General features: G+C 61.4%; 14 protein-coding genes. 10 read left to right on the top strand and 4 right to left on the bottom strand.

The window, feature by feature from the left end; genetic code table 11:
• The first annotated feature begins 18 nt into the window (after positions 1-18).
• From AC3A4M_RS15420 to AC3A4M_RS15395, 6 genes are all read left to right on the top strand, one after another.
• Positions 19-1,299 carry a CaiB/BaiF CoA transferase family protein gene (locus tag AC3A4M_RS15420; protein ID WP_498736668.1) on the top strand — a complete coding sequence of 427 codons (1,281 nt, stop codon included), beginning with the start codon at positions 19-21 and terminating at the stop codon, positions 1,297-1,299.
• A 39-nt stretch (positions 1,300-1,338) separates the two neighbouring features.
• Positions 1,339-2,721, top strand: a complete 1,383-nt coding sequence (locus AC3A4M_RS15415) for an SLC13 family permease (RefSeq protein WP_498736666.1) — start codon at positions 1,339-1,341, stop codon at positions 2,719-2,721.
• 132 nt (positions 2,722-2,853) lie between these two features.
• The gene (locus AC3A4M_RS15410; RefSeq protein ID WP_498736664.1) at positions 2,854-4,056 is read left to right on the top strand and encodes an acetyl-CoA C-acetyltransferase; all 1,203 of its coding nucleotides are present in this window, start codon (positions 2,854-2,856) and stop codon (positions 4,054-4,056) included.
• Between the two features lie 438 nt (positions 4,057-4,494).
• Complete coding sequence (locus AC3A4M_RS15405) at positions 4,495-5,292, top strand: hypothetical protein (RefSeq protein WP_498736662.1); 798 nt, start codon at positions 4,495-4,497, stop codon at positions 5,290-5,292.
• Positions 5,285-6,391 carry an ImmA/IrrE family metallo-endopeptidase gene (locus AC3A4M_RS15400; protein ID WP_498736660.1) on the top strand — a complete coding sequence of 369 codons (1,107 nt, stop codon included), beginning with the start codon at positions 5,285-5,287 and terminating at the stop codon, positions 6,389-6,391. Before AC3A4M_RS15405 ends, AC3A4M_RS15400 begins: the two co-directional genes overlap by 8 nt.
• A 62-nt stretch (positions 6,392-6,453) precedes the next feature.
• Positions 6,454-6,909: an ATP-binding domain-containing protein gene (locus tag AC3A4M_RS15395; RefSeq protein ID WP_498736658.1), complete on the top strand. Its 456-nt coding sequence runs from the start codon at positions 6,454-6,456 to the stop codon at positions 6,907-6,909.
• A 412-nt stretch (positions 6,910-7,321) separates the two neighbouring features.
• Here the strand turns inward: AC3A4M_RS15395 and AC3A4M_RS15390 are convergent, their stop codons facing one another.
• The 3 genes from AC3A4M_RS15390 to AC3A4M_RS15380 form a co-directional block, all read right to left on the bottom strand.
• Positions 7,322-8,488, bottom strand: coding sequence for an HNH endonuclease family protein (locus AC3A4M_RS15390; protein ID WP_498736656.1), 1,167 nt, complete (start codon positions 8,486-8,488; stop codon positions 7,322-7,324).
• Entirely contained in the window at positions 8,485-9,705 is a 1,221-nt protein-coding gene (locus AC3A4M_RS15385) for an adenine-specific methyltransferase EcoRI family protein (RefSeq protein ID WP_498736654.1), read from the bottom strand. The genes AC3A4M_RS15390 and AC3A4M_RS15385 overlap by 4 nt, the downstream gene beginning before the upstream one ends.
• Positions 9,706-9,967: 262 nt before the next feature.
• On the bottom strand, positions 9,968-10,354 hold the full coding sequence (locus tag AC3A4M_RS15380) for a MerR family transcriptional regulator (protein WP_498736652.1): 387 nt from the start codon (positions 10,352-10,354) through the stop codon (positions 9,968-9,970).
• Positions 10,355-10,682: 328 nt separating this feature from the next.
• On the opposite strand from AC3A4M_RS15380, the gene AC3A4M_RS15375 reads away from it, so the two are divergent.
• The 4 genes from AC3A4M_RS15375 to AC3A4M_RS15360 all read left to right on the top strand — a co-directional run bounded on the left by AC3A4M_RS15375 (position 10,683) and on the right by AC3A4M_RS15360 (position 13,790).
• A complete protein-coding gene (locus AC3A4M_RS15375; protein WP_498736650.1) occupies positions 10,683-11,504 on the top strand; it encodes an enoyl-CoA hydratase/isomerase family protein in 822 nt (273 codons plus the stop codon).
• Between the two features lie 57 nt (positions 11,505-11,561).
• Positions 11,562-11,855 carry a DUF1330 domain-containing protein gene (locus AC3A4M_RS15370; RefSeq protein ID WP_498736648.1) on the top strand — a complete coding sequence of 98 codons (294 nt, stop codon included), beginning with the start codon at positions 11,562-11,564 and terminating at the stop codon, positions 11,853-11,855.
• A 97-nt stretch (positions 11,856-11,952) separates the two neighbouring features.
• Positions 11,953-13,071: a Gfo/Idh/MocA family protein gene (locus AC3A4M_RS15365; RefSeq protein WP_498736646.1), complete on the top strand. Its 1,119-nt coding sequence runs from the start codon at positions 11,953-11,955 to the stop codon at positions 13,069-13,071.
• A gap of 140 nt (positions 13,072-13,211) precedes the next feature.
• Positions 13,212-13,790: a recombinase family protein gene (locus tag AC3A4M_RS15360; protein WP_498736644.1), complete on the top strand. Its 579-nt coding sequence runs from the start codon at positions 13,212-13,214 to the stop codon at positions 13,788-13,790.
• Positions 13,791-13,970: 180 nt separating this feature from the next.
• Here the strand turns inward: AC3A4M_RS15360 and acnA are convergent, their stop codons facing one another.
• Positions 13,971-16,658: an aconitate hydratase AcnA gene (acnA, locus tag AC3A4M_RS15355; RefSeq protein WP_498736642.1), complete on the bottom strand. Its 2,688-nt coding sequence runs from the start codon at positions 16,656-16,658 to the stop codon at positions 13,971-13,973.
• Between the last annotated feature and the right edge of the window lie 37 nt (positions 16,659-16,695).

Here is a 16,695-nt window from a genome sequence, read left to right as displayed (position 1 = left end):
CACTATATGCAGTCACCCGTGTTCAATAATCCCTTCTTCCGACGAACACCTTTAGCTGCCAGAGTGGTTTGCATCACTGTTAGACGTCGAATCGAGGCAGCCATGGAGAAACCGACTCCTCCACCACTTACAGGCATCCGTGTGCTGGATGTTTCAACCGTGTTAGCGGCTCCTCTGACTGCCGCACTGCTCGGCGAGCTCGGAGCGGACGTCATCAAGGTCGAGCAACCCGGCCGCGGTGATCCCGCACGCCAATATCCACCTCTCGTTGATGGCACAGCAGCGACCTGGGAACAACATGGACTGGGAAAACGCAGTGTTGCCATCGATCTCCATACCAGCGCAGGGATTGATCTGCTGCATTCGCTGGTCAAGGAGTGCGAGATCATCATCACCAACTTCCGCCTCCCGACCCTCGCTCGTTTCGGGTTAGAGTTCGACGATCTGACACGGCTGCGAAAGGACGTGGTGATGCTGCACCTCACCGCGTTCGGACGCACAGGCCCCTACTCAGATCTGCCCGGTTTCGCCCGGGTCGTGGAGGCCTTCGCGGGCCTGACGCATCGGACCGGCCATCCGGATGGCTCACCCATGTTCTCCGGCTATCCGATAGCGGATGGAGTCGGAGGTATCTACGGAGCTTTTGCAGTCATGACCGCGCTGCGCCAACGGGACCTGACCGGCCAACCGCAGCTGGTGGACCTCGGACTGTACGAGCCGATGCTCAGAATGATGGAGGATTCGATCCCTGCCTATCAGGCCACAGGCGAGTCCCCGGGCAGAATCGGCAATGACAATCCCTCGATCGTGCCGAACGGCCTCTTCAGAACCCGGGACGACCGGTGGGTGGTTCTACCGGTCTCCACCGACCAGATGTGGCAACGACTCGTCAAGCTCCTCGACAACTCTGAGCTTTCCCAGTTGACGACGATGGAGCACCGTCTGGCAAGACGAAGCGAGGTTAACGAGGCCGTGTCGGAATTCGCCGCCAGCCACGACCTCGACGAGCTCCTCGTGCTCCTGCACGGGGCCGGACTCGCAGCCGGGCCGGTCAACACAGCCGAAGACATCGTGCACGATCAGCACATCGTAGCCCGCGGTTCAGTACTCAATGCCAGGGATAGACATGGACGGGAAACTCTCCTCGTCGCCCCTGCCGGCCGGTACTCAGGCTTTGACCATGTTGACCGCTCTCCGGCGCCGGAAGTCGGCGAGCAAACCAACGACATTCTCGGCAGGCTTGCCGGACTCCCTCCCGAGCAGATCGCCCACTTGCGGGATCGCGGAGTGATCCAGTGATGCCTCCCGCCTCGATCCTTCCTATTGCTGGAGACTTCCATGACCCCTGCTGACCTGTCCATCATTGTTCTCGTCGGTTTGTTCCTGCTGGCACTGGTGCCCCGTGCGCACATGGGCCTGGCCGCCTTTACCGGATCCTTGATCGTCGCGTTATACGCGGGCATATCAACGGACCAGCTCGTCTCGTACTTCCCCTCGAACTTCGTCATCCTGATCGTGGGAGTGATGTGCCTGTTCGGAATACTCCAGGTGACCGGTGCAATGGACTGGTTCCTCAGGGGTGCGACCCGAGCCGTGGGAAACAGACGAGTACTGATTCCCGTTGTGCCGTTTGTCCTGGGAGCCGTGATTGCCGGCGTCGGCACCCTCCCATTAGCGGCCTGTGCCATCGTCGCGCCAATCGGAATGGCTCTGGCGCGGCAGCACCGGATCCCTACGTTCCTCATGGCATTCGTGGTGATGAACGGGGTCCTCAGCGGCCTGTTCTCACCGGTCGCGGTGTTCGGCCTGACCGCGAACAAGCAGCTAGCCGACCTTGGCGTTCCGTTGCCAACGCACAGCAGCTTGGTGATCTTCCTGGCATCCGTCGCCATCGGTCTGCTGCTAACAGTTGCCTTGATGGTGGTCTACCGCAAGCAGCTGCTGTCCACGGAAACGACAAGTCCAGGATCAACGCTGCCGGGTCCGGCTGCAGGCATTGTTGCCCAAGGCCCCGTCTCCGGCACGTTGTCTCCTCTCAACAAGTCGACGGGATCGCAGACATCGGCGGCGCCAACTGCCGGCATCGCAACGCAGGTCTCCTCCGAGGCCCAGGAAACGACGTCGGGAACAGAGCACCCGAAATCCGCGAAGATCCTCTCCATCGTCGCCTTTGCCGTACTTGTCGTAGCAGGCGTCGGATTCCGCCTCGATCTGGGTTACACAGCATTCGTTCTCGCTTTCATCCTGATCCTCGTTCTTCGACTCGAGCCCACCAAGATCATCGAAAAGGTCCCCTGGGGCGTTGTCGTCCTGATCGGCGGTCTGCTCACCTACGTGGGCCTGATGCAGGAACTCGGTGCCTTCGAAAGACTGAGCGAGATCCTTTCCGTTGACGACTCTCCGGCACTCTCCCTCCTGGTCCTGTGCTACATCGCCGCTCTTACCTCGTTCCTGGCAAATTCGATTGCGGTGATTGTCACCACGCTGCCGTTGCTGCCACCACTCATCGCGGCCGGTGTGGACCCCCTCGGCGCGGTCATGGCGTTGCTGTTCTCGGCCGTGCTTGTCGATAACAATCCGGTGGGATCAGCAGGCGGACTGGTGATCGGTGCCACCGCCGCGGAAGACCGCCAGGGGCTGTTCAGGCGGATGCTGGGATACGGACTGGGCGCTGTGGTCCTGGCACCGGCAGCCATGTGGGCAATCTTTGGCCTCTGGTGAGATAGACGGCCAGCTAACCCAAGGGGCCAAGCCCTGCAGCAGCGGGTTGGCCCTGTTCAGACACACTCCCCTTCGGCCCGAACCGGCCGCCTCGAGCACGAATAACTACCTCTACCCAAGGAGCGGGTTCCCATGCCAGAAGCAGTGATCGTTTCCGCTGCACGCACTCCGATAGGCCGCGCCTTCAAAGGGTCGCTGAAAGACCTGCGCCCGGACGACCTGGCCGCCTTCGCTATCCAAGCAGCCCTTGAAAAGGTACCAGCACTGGACCCAGGCACAATTGATGACGTCTATATTGGCTGCGGCCTGCCTGCCGGAGAGGCAGGCTTCAACATCGCGAAGGTAGTCAACACCCTGCTTGGCCTCGACACTGTCCCCGGCGCGACAGTAAACCGCTACTGTGCTTCCTCGGTACAGACAACCCGGATGGCTTTCCACGCGATCAAAAGCGGGGAAGGCGACGTATTCGTCTCCGCCGGGGTCGAGGCAGTATCGCGCTCCGGCAACGGCAACGCTGACATCGCGGGGTGCGAGAATCCGCTTTTCGAGGACGCTCGTGCCCGTACCGAAGCCGCCGGCTCGCCCTGGCACGATCCGCGGCGGGACGGCAAGCTCCCGGACCCATACATCAGCATGGGCCACACTGCAGAGAACATCGCCGCGCTGCGCGGAATCTCCCGCACAGAGCTTGACGAGTTCGCTGTTCGCTCACAAAACTTCGCAGAGAAGGCAATCGCAGACGGTTTCTGGACACGGGAAATCACCCCGGTTCCCCTCCCCGACGGTAGATCCGTTTCTACAGACGACAGCCCCCGCCCTGGCGTCACCTACGAAAACGTCTCGCAACTCGCACCCATCTTCCGACCGGACGGAGTCGTCACCGCGGGCAACGCCTGCCCGCTCAATGACGGCGCCGCCGCCGTGCTAATCACCAGCGACACCAAAGCTTCCGAACTGGGACTCAAACCGCTGGCCCGCATCGTCTCCACCGGCGTGTCGGGTCTCTCCCCGGAGATCATGGGACTAGGCCCAGTCGACGCAACCCGCAACGCGCTCAAGCACGCAGGCATGACCATCAACGACATAGACCTCGTCGAGATCAACGAGGCTTTCGCAGCCCAAGTCATCCCCTCCTACCAGGACCTCGGAATCGATCTGGACCGCCTGAACGTAAACGGAGGCGCCATCGCGCTCGGGCACCCCTTCGGCATGACCGGAGCCCGCCTGCAGGCCACTATGCTCAACTCCCTCGACTTCCACGACAAAACGACCGGACTGATCACCATGTGCGTCGGCGGAGGGCAAGGCATGGCGCTAATTCTCGAACGGATATAACGCAAGCAATATCCGCAAAGGTCAGACGGAGGAACAGGCGATCAGATAATCGTGGGCCGGCTTATCGCCGATGCTCGATTAGAGGCAATCGAACACGTCTCTTCCTGCCGCGCTGTCCCGACCGAAGATCATCGGACATGGCAACCTATGTGCCCTTCAGTAAACGGCGAGAACTGCTCAGCGGTAGAACAAATCCGGTGGATCGCACTCAATGCGATTCCCAATTTCATAGGCGCCGTTATCGGCGCTTCGAGCTTCTACTGAAGCTTCCTGGAATCGTTATAGGCCTTATTTCTTCGCCTGTCGGGAGGGAGATGCGCAAACATTTGGATTCTCTCGCTCTCTGAGAGACCCGAGGAAGTGACAGTTTCATCAGGAGTGACACGCAGAGAGTAAAAATTAGAACTCTAGTTACTGGCGATACTGTAGGCTGGCGTTATGACTGCTGAAGATGAAGCAATCGCAAGCCTCCGGGACTCCGGACTGCTCGACCTTCTGACCTGGGCTGCCCCGGCCGCCTTCGCTGCCACCGATCAGATCTACGACGAGGACGCAGGGCACGACCAGGGAGTCATCGGCTACCTCAACTTCAAACATCTGACTGATTTGATGGATCGTGCGACGTCGAATGGGCGGTTCGTGCTGGGAGAGGATGTGGATGGAACTGGGACGGACGTTCTGGCGCGCGGGATCGCTCCTGAGGCGTTCCGCTCCATGCCGGCCCTTTCCCCTAATGCGATCGCTCGAAGCAGCTACCGGCAGTCACCGGGCTGGGTCGCTGAGGGCTACCGCGTGCTGCTGCAGTCCTACATCTTCGGCCGCATCGACGACATAAAATGGGGGCAGCGCAGCGACGCCAAACGCCGGGTCGCGTCGCAGTCCTTCAACGGCCAGGACGTATTATTCGACGATACCGACTTCGGGCTGGAGTCCATTCCCGGCATTCCTGATAGTGACGACTTCGTCGGCGTGACGCTCGTAGCAGCGCATGCCTTCAATCCGACGACGAAGCAGTTCGAGCTCTACATCGGCCAGAGCAAGAACCCTGTGTACCCGATGGACACTTGTTGGTACTGGCGTCAGCTGCTGCTTTCAGGCGGTACTCCGATGGTCGGCTCGAGCATGACGGCGCCACCGGTCCCACTTGGGGACGCAGCATCGACCGATGTGGAGGATGTCGTCGTGCGTATCAAGAAGCCGCTCGCGGGCCAGGGGACGGGCGCGTCGAATGGATAGCCTGCGTCGGCCTTCACAGACGCTAGCCGCGGCAGCTTCATTCTTCAACGGCGAGCGTCTGGCAATGGCGCGCCAACTCGCAGGATTGAAGAAGGCTCATCTCGCCGCACTGATCGAGATGTCACCAGCCTCGGTGACCGCCTGGGAGAGCGGCGCAAAGCAACCTAACCGTGCGACCTTGGCCAAACTGGCACTCGCGCTGAAGGTCGAGCCACAGTTCTTCGGGGGTGGCGCGCCGCCCCACGTGAACAAGCCTCACTTCCGGTCGCTTCGCTCCACGCCACAGATCGCACAGGACGAGGCTGAAGCCTACGGACAGTTCGTCGCTGAGGTAGCTGACATGCTGGAAAACGCAGTTGAGTTTCCCGAAGTGTCGCTGCCCGATCTCCCTGTGGACCCCGAAGGGCGCTCCATGACTCCGGAGGAGGCGGCCAGGGAGGCCCGTGAGTTCTTTGGCGTCGGCCCAGGCCCGATCCAGCATGCTATCCGCCTCGCCGAGCGGGCAGGAGTGGTCGTCGTCTTCAGCGAGCCTGGGATCGTAGCCATCGACGCCTACTCGCTCCACACTGCAACGAGGCCGATTATCGTTCTGAATCCCGTCAAGGATGACTATTACCGGCAGCGGTTCGACGTCGCTCACGAGCTCGGGCACCTGATCATGCATCACGATGCCGAGCCCGGCGGCAAGGTCGCAGAGGAGCAAGCCAATCGTTTTGCATCTGAATTCCTGATGCCCGCCGAGGAGATTGCACAACTCCTGCCGGCCTCCACGGCTGGACGGGCATGGGCACAGCTTGCCGAGCTAAAAGAGCATTGGGGGGTGAGTCTGGCCGCACTGCTGTACCGGGCTCGCGCTCTCGGCATAATGGGGGACGTCTCGTACCGTAATGCCGTGATTCGCATGTCACAAAACGGCTGGCGCCGGGCCGAGCCCGGCCGAGTGGCATCGCTTGAGATGCCATCGATGTTGCCCCGCGCACGCGAGGTCATGAGCTCGGTAGGAATCAACGACGATGAGTTTCTATCAGGTTCCGGACTCCCCACTGATCTTTATCAAATCGCGGCATCTCGTGTGCCTCTGTCCGAGGCCCGATCGTGAGGTAGTCCGAGGCATTTGGCTAAGCGCCGGCAGATCGGATCAACGGGGCTCGACGCCGACGCTTGAAGGGCAGGATCGTCGACATTGTCGTCGATGAGAACCGCATCCAGTTCGATGTATGGCTGGACCGCACCGTTACCGAATTGGACGTTGACGGTTACGACCTGCGATACGTCGCGGAATCCACGGTCAGCTTCGATGTATTTCTACAGGGCAGCACCGATGAGGACGACGAGACCGCCTACACCTCGGTGCCATTCCAGGTCGCCTATGCCGTTTCGATTCACAAGGCGCAGGGTCTCGAGTACGACTCGGTGAAGGTAGTAATCACCCATACCAGTGAGGACGACATCTCGCACAACATCTTCTACACCGCGATCACGAGGGCGCGTGAGCACCTCAAGATCTTTTGGTCTCCGGAAACCCAGAAGGCGGTTCTTGAAAAGCTGGAGCACAGTCGTAGCGGCAAGGACGTCGCCCTCCTGAAAGCGCGGCGTGGTGTTGTCCCCGCCCGCTAACCTGTATGAGACAAGGTGGGTTTCTTGGCTCTTGTAAATTTTGGGCCGCTTGCCGCGGTGCCCAGCCCTTGGCCTAGGCGACTTTGCGAGCAGTCGCGGCGGACGACGACGAGAGCTTCGCGGAGGACGGACCGGTCCTAGTTGGTGCCGGTAAGTCCGAGATTGGTTCGTCTATACACCCCGAGCGCAGCAAGTCTCGCATTACACCGCGAGGCCCTGAAGACCGGTGTCAAACGCCCGGCACGAAGTGCGCCGCAGGTCGCAATTTCACGCCATAATGTCGGGCAGGCGCAGGGGTTGAACCTGCCGTTGGCACCGGGCCTACCTGCGCTATGCCTCTCGCGGCAGCGTCGCGTCTCTGCGCGGAGCGTTCACATCCCGTCGCATTGACTGGATCCTCTTCTGCCGATCTCTACTTGTTGCCCTTGGCACGGTTGTGCGTCTGGCACAACATCGTCAAGTTCGAGAGGTTTGTTGCCCCGCCCTTCGACCATGCGGTCACGTGGTCGGCGTCCATCTCTTTAAGGTTGTAGATACGGATCTTGTTGGTGTCATGGCCAATCGCACAAAGCGGGCAATTTGAGACGGAGTCGGCCTTGGCCTTGGTTGTCTGCTGCTCGTAGGCGACTCGCTTCATCTTGTCGTCGAACATGCGGATTGACAGCAGCTGCGGCTCGGTCTCGCCGCTGAGCAGAAACTCGTAGATTCCCTTGCCATTGTGCACCGCGGAGTCGGCGCGCAGCTCCTCGACCTTAGTATCGATCTTGGCAGCGCTGTAGGACTGCGAGTGATAGCGCTCGTACAGCCGACCCCATTCCAGACCCCGCATCTCCCTGTCAGGCGGACGGGCGAAAACGGATCCGATCCAGTCTATAACTGATGTGAAGTAGGTCTTCAAACCGTTGATGTTCTGGTCCTGCCGGTGTTGCGCAAGGTAGGCGTCGACGCTTACGCCTTGAGACGAAGAAACCCAGTCCAGCGCGACAGCGAGTATGTCCTGACGCTTGGGGTCGCCCTGGATATACGACTGCCACTTCTGCATGTTCGCGTTGTGTGAGTTGCTGAACTCAGCCTTCGCCATGGTGATGAAAGGCCCGGAGTAAATCGCGTTCAAAAGCTCCTGCTTGTTGAGTGGAAGGCCAGCGATGTTGATTGTCTGGAACCACGCCTTGATCTCGTTCTCGGTGCCCTCGCACTCATAGATGTCGAGTTTGGTGTTGAGGATCTTTTGCTGTTGGTCCTTCGACAGTGAGGAGAAGGTCTGCTCCTTACCATCAACTTTGATCGCGAACTTGCCGGTTACGAACCGTCCGAAACTGGTGATGCGTTGCTGACCGTCCAGGACCTCGAGCACCCCGTCTTCGACGTTGAAGTACATCAGCCCGAGCGGGTAACGCTTCAGCAATGAGTCGATGACCGCCACGTCACGCTTGCCGTCGTTGTAGATGTAATTACGCTGGTACTCGGGCTGGATGACGAGCTTGCCGTCCAGGCCGAACAAGCCCTTGCCCTCGAGCTCGTTGTATACGAAGCCCTCTACTACCCGTTCCACGGTGTAGTGCTTGAGTTCAGTCTTCATGGGCAGTTCTTCTTCCTGACGAGGATGCGGTGGTAGGTCAATACGAAGAATTCGCCCTCTACTTCGTAATGCGTTTTACCGGCGGGCGGAGTCTCGACCTTAACCGCAGGCGCATCGTTCAGTTTGCCGACTTGTTTCCTCGTGCCATCGGCACTGACTTGAGTCTGTTTGGGGTACTTCTTCGACTGTTGACCGCCGAAGCTCGTCGTAATGCCCACGATCTCGAACTGATCGGGGTTATAGCGGTCGAGGAATGTGATCGGAACGCCCATCAGGTCGGAGTAATCGCTTGGAATAGCATCAACGAAGCCAACTTCGAGAGCATTGAAGTTGTCGTATTGCCGATATCCGAGGCCGCGCACTTCCTTGTGCTTGCTGAACTTGATGTTGTCCGCCATGGTCATCAGTTGAAGGGGCTCGTGGCGGCGACCGTGCTCCAAGTTTGTGAACCAACAGGAGTTACCCAAGCGCGTGTAGTCGTAATCGTCGTCCGATGGGTAGCCAAGCTTCGCTGCTTTGGTCCGATCGGCTTCCTTAATCGGAGCTCCCTTGGGCACACCGAAGACCATGTCGGTGTTGTTGGCTGTCGCACCCTTCCATAGCTTGTTCGCTTTGATGAGCGGAAAGATCTCCTTGGCGGTTGAAGCATTGCTGTTACCTATGATGGAGAACTTCTTGTTGGCTTGGACGAGCCAGCCGACAAACTCCCGGAACAACGAGAAGGGTGGGTTGGTAATGACGATGTCGGCCTCGTCGCGTAGCGCCGTTACCTCAGCGCTGCGGAAGTCCCCGTTGCCCTCGAGATACTCCCACTGGAGGTCGTCGATGTTGACGACGCCGTCGCCGTTTATGTCGTTCGACTCTAGCGTGAACTTCTTGCCGTTGACCCGAGTTTTCGCGGCGTCGAACTTCGGGTCGGCAGTCTCGAACAAGGTCGGAGCGTAGAACGCGCCAGCAGGGTTACTGTCAGGAGCATACGACGTCGAGATGAGCCTCTTTATCCCGAAGTCAACGAAGTGCAGAGCAAAGAACTTCGCAAAGTTGCTCCACTCCGGGTCGTCGCATGGCAGCAGGATCACCTTGTCTCGGAAGACGTCGCGGTCATACTCGAGATACGCGTTCATCTCGCGCTCGATGTCAGCCCACTGAGTGTAGAACTCGTCGTTCTTCGCGTTCTTCGCCGCTGAAAAATTGCTGTTCAGCGCCAGAGTGGTCATGCTTGTTCTGCCCCATTCACCCGGATCTTCCGCACCACAGGGTATGGGGCGCGTGATACATCGTCATCCTATCGACTGGAAGCGGTTCCCCTGACATACGACGCGGCATCGACGCCGTGTGCCTGGAGGCTCAACGCTTCTCCATGGACTGCAACGTCGATGATCGGCAAGAAAATGGATTGAGACGTTGTCTCAAATAAGGATCGTTTGATGGGACGGCGGCGAGTGCGTGGTGGAACTAGTGCGTTCCGTGACGGCCGACTCAGGCGGCCGGCGTGGTGCGGCGCGCGAGGGTCTCGTTCGCAGCCTCGATGTAGCTGGCGATGGAGTCGCGGTTGCGGGTGAGGAAATCGATGCGTTGGGTCATCCGGTCGCGTTCGTCGCCGAGGATGGCGAGCAGTTCCGGCTGGATGTCCTCGGGGACGATTCCGCGCGGCTTGTCCAGGCAGGGCAGGATCAGGGCGATGATCTTGGTCGGGACGCCGCTGTCGATGAGGCCGCGGATCTGGATGGCGCGGTCGATCAGGTACGGGTCGTATTCCCGGTAGCCGTTCTCGAGACGCCGGGGGATGATCAGCCCCTGCTCCTCGTAGTAGCGGAGCGACCGGGTGGGCGTGTTTGAGAGTTTCGCGAGCTCTCCGATTCGCATGTCGTGCACCTTCGAACGGGGTGAGGCGGCGTCCGGCTTGACCTTCACACTAGTGTCAACCATATACCGTAAGGTTTATGACCCTAGTACAACACAGCCCCGCAGAGACGGGTGTAGGAACACATTCCCCCGCCGAAGACGGTCCCACCCGGCGCGTCGAGCCGATCGCGGCACCAGTGCCCGCAGCACCGTCCCATTGATCCAGCGCCCACGAGCGCGCATTCCCGAGCCGAACCTTCGGCCCCATGATCTAGCTGGCAGTCATCTAGCCGATGACCCAGCTTTCACAGCCAGCCCGCCGCGGGCTGCGAGCAGAGAAGGAACACCCATGTCAGACAAGATCGTCACCGTCATCCACGAATCGCCCTCCTACTGGCGAGTCATCATCGACAACCCGCCCATCAACCTGTGGGACCCGTCGCTGTTCGCTGACCTGAACGTCCTCATGGACGACATCGAGGGCGACGCCGACCTGAAGGTCATCGTATTCGAGAGCGCCAACGAGGACTTCTTCGTCAATCACCACGACCTTGGCAACAGCGAGCTCCCCGACCGTCCCGGCGCCAAGCCGTTCTCCTCCTGGCCAACGTTCGTTACGCGCCTGTCGAACTCCTCTGTCCTCAGCATCGCAAAGGTACGCGGCCGCGCACGAGCCCAGGGGTTCGAGTTCGCCCTCGCGAGCGACATCCGCTTCGCCTCCCGCGAACGAGCACTCTTCGCGCTCGTGGAAGCCGCCGGCGCGTCCGTCCCCGGTGGCGGCGGCACCGAATGGCTCGTCGCGCTCGTGGGACGCTCCCGGGCCCTCGAGATCGTCCTCGGGGCCGACGATTTCGACGCCGACACAGCCGAGCTCTACGGCTTCGTCAACCGGTCCATCCCGGACAGCGAGCTCGACGACTACGTCGACGCCTTCGCCCGCCGCGTCAGCCGCTTCGAAAAGCGCGCCCTGCAGTTGGCCAAGAAGATGGTCAACGCCCGCGCCGGCGTGCCCTCGGAAGCGGACCTCTGGACCTCCAACCACATCCTCTCCGAGGTCAACAACTGGCCAGAAGGTGCGGCAGCACTCACCAAGCTCCAAGCCGCCGGGTTCGGCAAGGAAGGCGAGTTCGAGCTGAACCTCGGACACCAGATCGGCAACCTCCCCGCCTGACCCGGCCGACGTATCCCACCACGCCACCACTCTCGAATCGCCTTGGAAGGACCTGCCATGAGTGCTTACGTCGTCTACGTCCGGGACCGCATCACCGACCCCGATGAGTTCCGCAGGTACGAGGAAAAAGCTCCTCCCGCGTCGGCCGGGCACACCGTGAACCCGCTCGCCTTCTACGGCGCCGTCGAGACCCTCGAGGGCGCACCCGTCGACGGTGCCGTCATCCTCGAGTTCGCCACCATCGACGAGGCCCGCGCCCTGTACGACAGCCCCCTCTACCAGGAGGCCATGAAGCACCGCCTCAAGGGAGCCGAGTACCGCGTTTTCATCGTTGAGGGTGTCCCGGCCTGACCCGCGTTCCCGTGCCTTCGGCGGCCGGTTCATCCGACCGGGCCGCCGACGGCACCCCCGCGGAGCACCCATCAGGCACGAAAAAAGGAGAACAGCGATGACACAAAACAAGAAGATCGGCGTCGGCATCATCGGCGTCGGCGGATGGGCCACGTACGGCCACCTTCCCGCGGTGAAAACCGTCCACAGCATCGAGGTCGTCGCGGTCTCGAGCCGCACGAAGGCCAAAGCCGAAGAACTTGCCGCAGAGCACGGCATTGCGCACGCCTTCGACGACTACAACGACCTCATCGCCCACCCCGATGTCGACCTGGTGGTCATCCCCGCGCCCGCACCCCAGCACAAGGAGTTGATCCAGGCCGTCATCGTCGGTGGCAAGGACGTCTACAGCGAGTGGCCCCTCACCACCAACACGGCCGACTCCGAAGAGATGCTTGCCCTGGCCGAGGCGAAGGGAGTCCGACACGTCGTTGGACTGCAACGCCGGCTCTCTCCCAGCGCCCAATACACCGCCGAACTCATCAAACAGGGGTTCATCGGCCAGATCCGCGGCGTGACCATGTCGGTCGGCGTCGACGCGTTCGGCGCCGAGCTGCCCGAGAGCGTGTCTTGGGTGCTCGACCCGACGAACTTTGTCCACCTCCTGCCCGTCTACTTCGGGCACTTCGGCGACCTGCTCTTCACCACGGTCGGGCCGCCGGCGACCCTCACGGCCCTGACCTCAAACCACATCCCGGAAGTCACCATCAAAGAGACCGGAGAGAAGGCGACGAGCGGCGTACCGACAGAGGTTGTGGCCATCGGCGAACTTCGTGACGGGGGGCTGTACTCCATCCAGCTCGAGGGCGGCCAGAAACACAAGACGGGCCTGCAGATAGTCATCACCGGTTCCGATGGCGCTCTGCGCATCACCAATCCCCGCGGCTTCCAGAACGAGAACGACAACACCGTCGAGGCCATGGCCTCAGACGCGACCACCTTTAGCGCCATGCCAATCCCGGACGAGTACACGTACCTCGACCAGGGCAACCTCGACGCCAGCGTCCACGACGTCTCCTACCTCTACGCCGCCTACGCCAACGACGTGCTCGAGGGCACCTCGACCGCCCCCGACTTCCGTGACGGCGTCCGCATGCATCACCTCATCGACCAGATCACCCGCACAGCCGGGCACTTGACCGCCCGGCGTTACACCGCGGTTACGCCGCGCTCATGATGTCTCATCAAACGTTCGTTTGCTAAGACCTAAGCTTGGCTTGTCGCCGAGCAGAAGCAGTCGCGGGGTTCCGCAGGCTGCATCGTCTCATCAATATGTCTCACTTCTGATACTCTCAGGAAAAGGAAATATCACCTCTAATGGGACGAGGGGGAATGGCTAGCATCGGATACGCCAGGGTCAGCACTCTGGATCAGAACGCGGACCTGCAACACACTGCGCTAAAGGCGGCGGGCTGCAAAAGGATTTTCACGGATCATGGGGTGAGCGGAACGAGGGCAAGCCGGCCTGAACTCGAGAAGCTCCTCGATCACCTGCGGGACGGTGACGAGGTGGTGGTCTGGAAGCTGGACCGGCTGGGCCGCAATACGCGCAACCTGCTGGCGCTCATCGATAATTTGGAGGGGCGGGGTGTCCATTTCCGCAGCGTCACGGAAGGCATCAGTACGACGGGGCCTATGGGCAAGGCCATGCTCACCGTAATGTCCGCATTCGCCCAGCTGGAACGTGACCAGCTGGCCGAGCGCACCAGGGCAGGTATGGCGGCGGCCGCTGCCAACGGCCGGAGGGCAGGGAGGCGCGAAATCAGTGCAGGGGACCGCAACGTTAAACGCGCCTGTGAACTGAAATCCCAGGGCCTTAAGCCTGCCGACATCGGCAAGATCATCGGAGCCAGCCGCGCCACCGTCTACCGGTACCTCAGCCTGGACGCCGACTGAGGGGAGGTGACGTCAGCCGTGATGAACCAACGCGCTGTTATGCACGGGAAGGCGTCCGCAAAGAGTTGGGAAGGGCAAACAGGACCGCATCAATGAGGATGTTCGGCTGCTCGACCGCTTTCTCGCGACTGATTGCATCGTAGGGTCCCCGACAGGGCTCCTGAACAACGCCCTTTACAGCTACTGAATTAGAGATTCCTTCTTGAGGCTGGACCGCAGGACGTAGGGGAGGATGCCGCCGTGGCGGATGTAGGTGGCTTCCAGGGGTGTATCGACCCGCACTGTGACAGTGAACGACGTGGTCTTCCCGTCTGCATGGAGGGCCTGGACACGGGCTGTGTCCGGCCACCCGCCGCCGGTGAACTCCGTCAGTCCTGTGATCGAGAGCTCTTCGGTGCCGTCCAGGCCGAGCGTCTCGGCGGTTTCGCCTTCAAAGTACTCCAACGGCACCACACCCATGCCGACGAGATTCGATCGGTGGATCCGCTCGAAGGACTCGGCCAACACTGCTCGGACCCCCATCAGCCGGGTGCCTTTGGCTGCATAGTCACGTGCAGAGCCGGTGCCGTATTCACGACCGGCCAGCACCACCAGGGGCGTGCCGCGCTCGGCGTACCGGGTGGCAGCGTCGAAGATGGTCATCTCTTCGCCATCGGGAAGCAGCCGGGTGAACCCGCCCTCGGTGTCCTTAGCGAGGTGGTTGCGCAGCCGGGCGTTCGCGAAGGTCCCGCGCACCATGGCCTCGTGGTTGCCCCGTCGCGAGCCGTAGGTGTTGAAGTCCCGGCGCGCCACGCCCCGGTCCAACAGGTATTGGCCGGCCGGGCTATCGGAACGGATCTGGCCCACCGGGCTGATGTGGTCGGTGGTGACGGAGTCCCCGAGTTTTACCAGGACACGTGCTCCGGTCAGGTCCCGGACGGACTCCGGCTCGAGGCCGACCCCCTTGAGGAAGGGTGAGCTGCGCATGTAGGTCGATTCGGTGCCGAAGTCATAGGTAGCACCGGAAGGGGCATCCAAGTCCTGCCACTGCCCCGATCCGGAGTAGGCGTCGCCGTAGTTGTCCAAGTACATCTGGCGGGTGACGACCCGGGAGAGTTCACGTTCGACTTCTTCCGGGGAGGGCCAGAGGTCGCCCAGATAGACGTCCCGTCCGTCGCCGTCATGTCCGAGCGGATCCTTCTGGATGTCGACGTCCATGGTGCCGGCCAGGGCATAGGCGATTACGAGCGGCGGGGACGCCAGGTAGTTCATGCGCACGTCCGGGCTGACCCTGCCCTCGAAGTTCCGGTTGCCCGAGAGGATCGATGCGAGCGTCAGGCTCTTCTCTCGGGCGGCTGCCGAGATCCGTTGCGGCAGTGGCCCGGAATTGCCCATGCAGGTGGTGCATCCGTAGCCGACGACGTGGAAGCCCAGCTTCTCCAGGCACGGCAGCAGTCCGGCCTTCTCAAGGTACTTGGTCACTACTTGGGATCCCGGGGCCATCGAGGTTTTCACCCACGGCGGGACCGCGAGTCCGCGGTCCACGGCGTTCTTCGCCAGCAGGGCAGCAGTCATCATCATTTGGGGGTTGGACGTGTTGGTGCAGCTAGTGATCGCGGCAATAGCCAGCGTTCCGTGCTTGAGGGTAATCGGGGTTCCGTCTAGGTCCACCTCGACGGGCAAGTCAGCGGATCTGCCCGAGTGCAGGTCCGTCAGGTCCGCACGGAACTGCTCGTGGGCCCGATTCAGCTCGATCCGGTCCTGGGGCCGGTATGGACCGGCAATGGACGGGACCACGGTGGACAGGTTCAATCGGAGGTACTCCGAATAAAGCGCCGGCCTGCTGTTCCCGTCACTCCATAGCCCCTGCGCTCGGGAGTATGCCTCGATCAGTTCGACCTGCTCCGAGGAGCGGCCGGTCAGCCGGTAGTAGTCGATCGTGGCCGCGTCGATCGGGAACATCGCCGCGGTGGAGCCGAACTCGGGAGACATATTGGCGATGGTGGTCCGGTCGGCCACCGGGACCTGGGCCAGTGCCGGTCCGTAGAATTCGACTATCTTGCCGACCACGCCGTGCTTCCGGAGCATTTCCGTTACCGTCAGCACCACGTCGGTCGCTGTCGTTCCGGCCGGCAGGTCCCCGACGATCTCGACGCCGACCACCGGGGGGATGAGCATGGACAGCGGCTGGCCGAGCAGCGCGGCGGTGGCTTCGATGCCCCCGACACCCCAGCCGAGCACCCCGAGGCCGTTGACCATGGTCGTGTGGCTGTCCGTTCCGATACATGTGTCGGGGTAGGCCAGGACCTTCCCGTCCACCTCGGTCGTCATCACGCCCCGGGTCAGGTGCTCGATGTTGATCTGGTGAATGATGCCGGTGCCCGGTGGGACGACGCGGAAGTTGTCGAGGGCATCCTGGGCCCAGCGCAGGAAGCGGAACCTCTCCCGGTTGCGCTCGAATTCCAGCTCTGTGTTGCGTTGCAACGCGGAGGGGTTCCCGAAGCTGTCCACGATCACCGAATGGTCAATGACCAGCTCGCCCGGGATCACCGGATTGATCAGGGAGGCATCCCCGCCGAAGCGCTCCACCGTCTCGCGGAGGGTGACCAGGTCGTGGACCACCGGGGCACCTGCCATATCTTGCATGACCACTCGGGCCGGCCTGAACGGGATCTCTGCGCCCGAATGTCGGCCGTCCCGTTCATTCCGGTGCAGCAGGGCCTCGATGCTGTCAGTGCTGCCACCGTGGCGGATGACGTTCTCGAGCAGCACCTTGAGGCTGAACGGCAGGGAGTCCGCACCCTCAATGGAGGCGACGTCGATGTACTGGATTTCTCTGCCGCCGATGGTGAGGGTGGACCTGAGTGTGCTGTCGATAGTGGATGTCATGACCGTCTTTTTCCTGCCTCTTGCTGTTCGGCGTCGT

The organism is Arthrobacter sp. Soil_C_60, assembly GCF_057656375.1.
Note: the sequence above shows the minus strand (reverse complement) of the source record. Positions and strands in the feature narration are given on the sequence as shown.

Coding starts and splice junctions, on each gene's coding strand:
- AC3A4M_RS15390 (WP_498736656.1), bottom strand. CDS start 8,488: ATGAAGACTGAACTCAAGCACTACACCGTGGAACGGGTAGTAGAGGGC.
- AC3A4M_RS15365 (WP_498736646.1), top strand. CDS start 11,953: ATGACACAAAACAAGAAGATCGGCGTCGGCATCATCGGCGTCGGCGGA.
- AC3A4M_RS15415 (WP_498736666.1), top strand. CDS start 1,339: ATGACCCCTGCTGACCTGTCCATCATTGTTCTCGTCGGTTTGTTCCTG.
- AC3A4M_RS15400 (WP_498736660.1), top strand. CDS start 5,285: ATGGATAGCCTGCGTCGGCCTTCACAGACGCTAGCCGCGGCAGCTTCA.
- AC3A4M_RS15385 (WP_498736654.1), bottom strand. CDS start 9,705: ATGACCACTCTGGCGCTGAACAGCAATTTTTCAGCGGCGAAGAACGCG.
- AC3A4M_RS15360 (WP_498736644.1), top strand. CDS start 13,212: ATGGGACGAGGGGGAATGGCTAGCATCGGATACGCCAGGGTCAGCACT.
- AC3A4M_RS15405 (WP_498736662.1), top strand. CDS start 4,495: ATGACTGCTGAAGATGAAGCAATCGCAAGCCTCCGGGACTCCGGACTG.
- AC3A4M_RS15370 (WP_498736648.1), top strand. CDS start 11,562: ATGAGTGCTTACGTCGTCTACGTCCGGGACCGCATCACCGACCCCGAT.
- AC3A4M_RS15410 (WP_498736664.1), top strand. CDS start 2,854: ATGCCAGAAGCAGTGATCGTTTCCGCTGCACGCACTCCGATAGGCCGC.
- acnA (WP_498736642.1), bottom strand. CDS start 16,658: ATGACATCCACTATCGACAGCACACTCAGGTCCACCCTCACCATCGGC.
- AC3A4M_RS15375 (WP_498736650.1), top strand. CDS start 10,683: ATGTCAGACAAGATCGTCACCGTCATCCACGAATCGCCCTCCTACTGG.
- AC3A4M_RS15380 (WP_498736652.1), bottom strand. CDS start 10,354: ATGCGAATCGGAGAGCTCGCGAAACTCTCAAACACGCCCACCCGGTCG.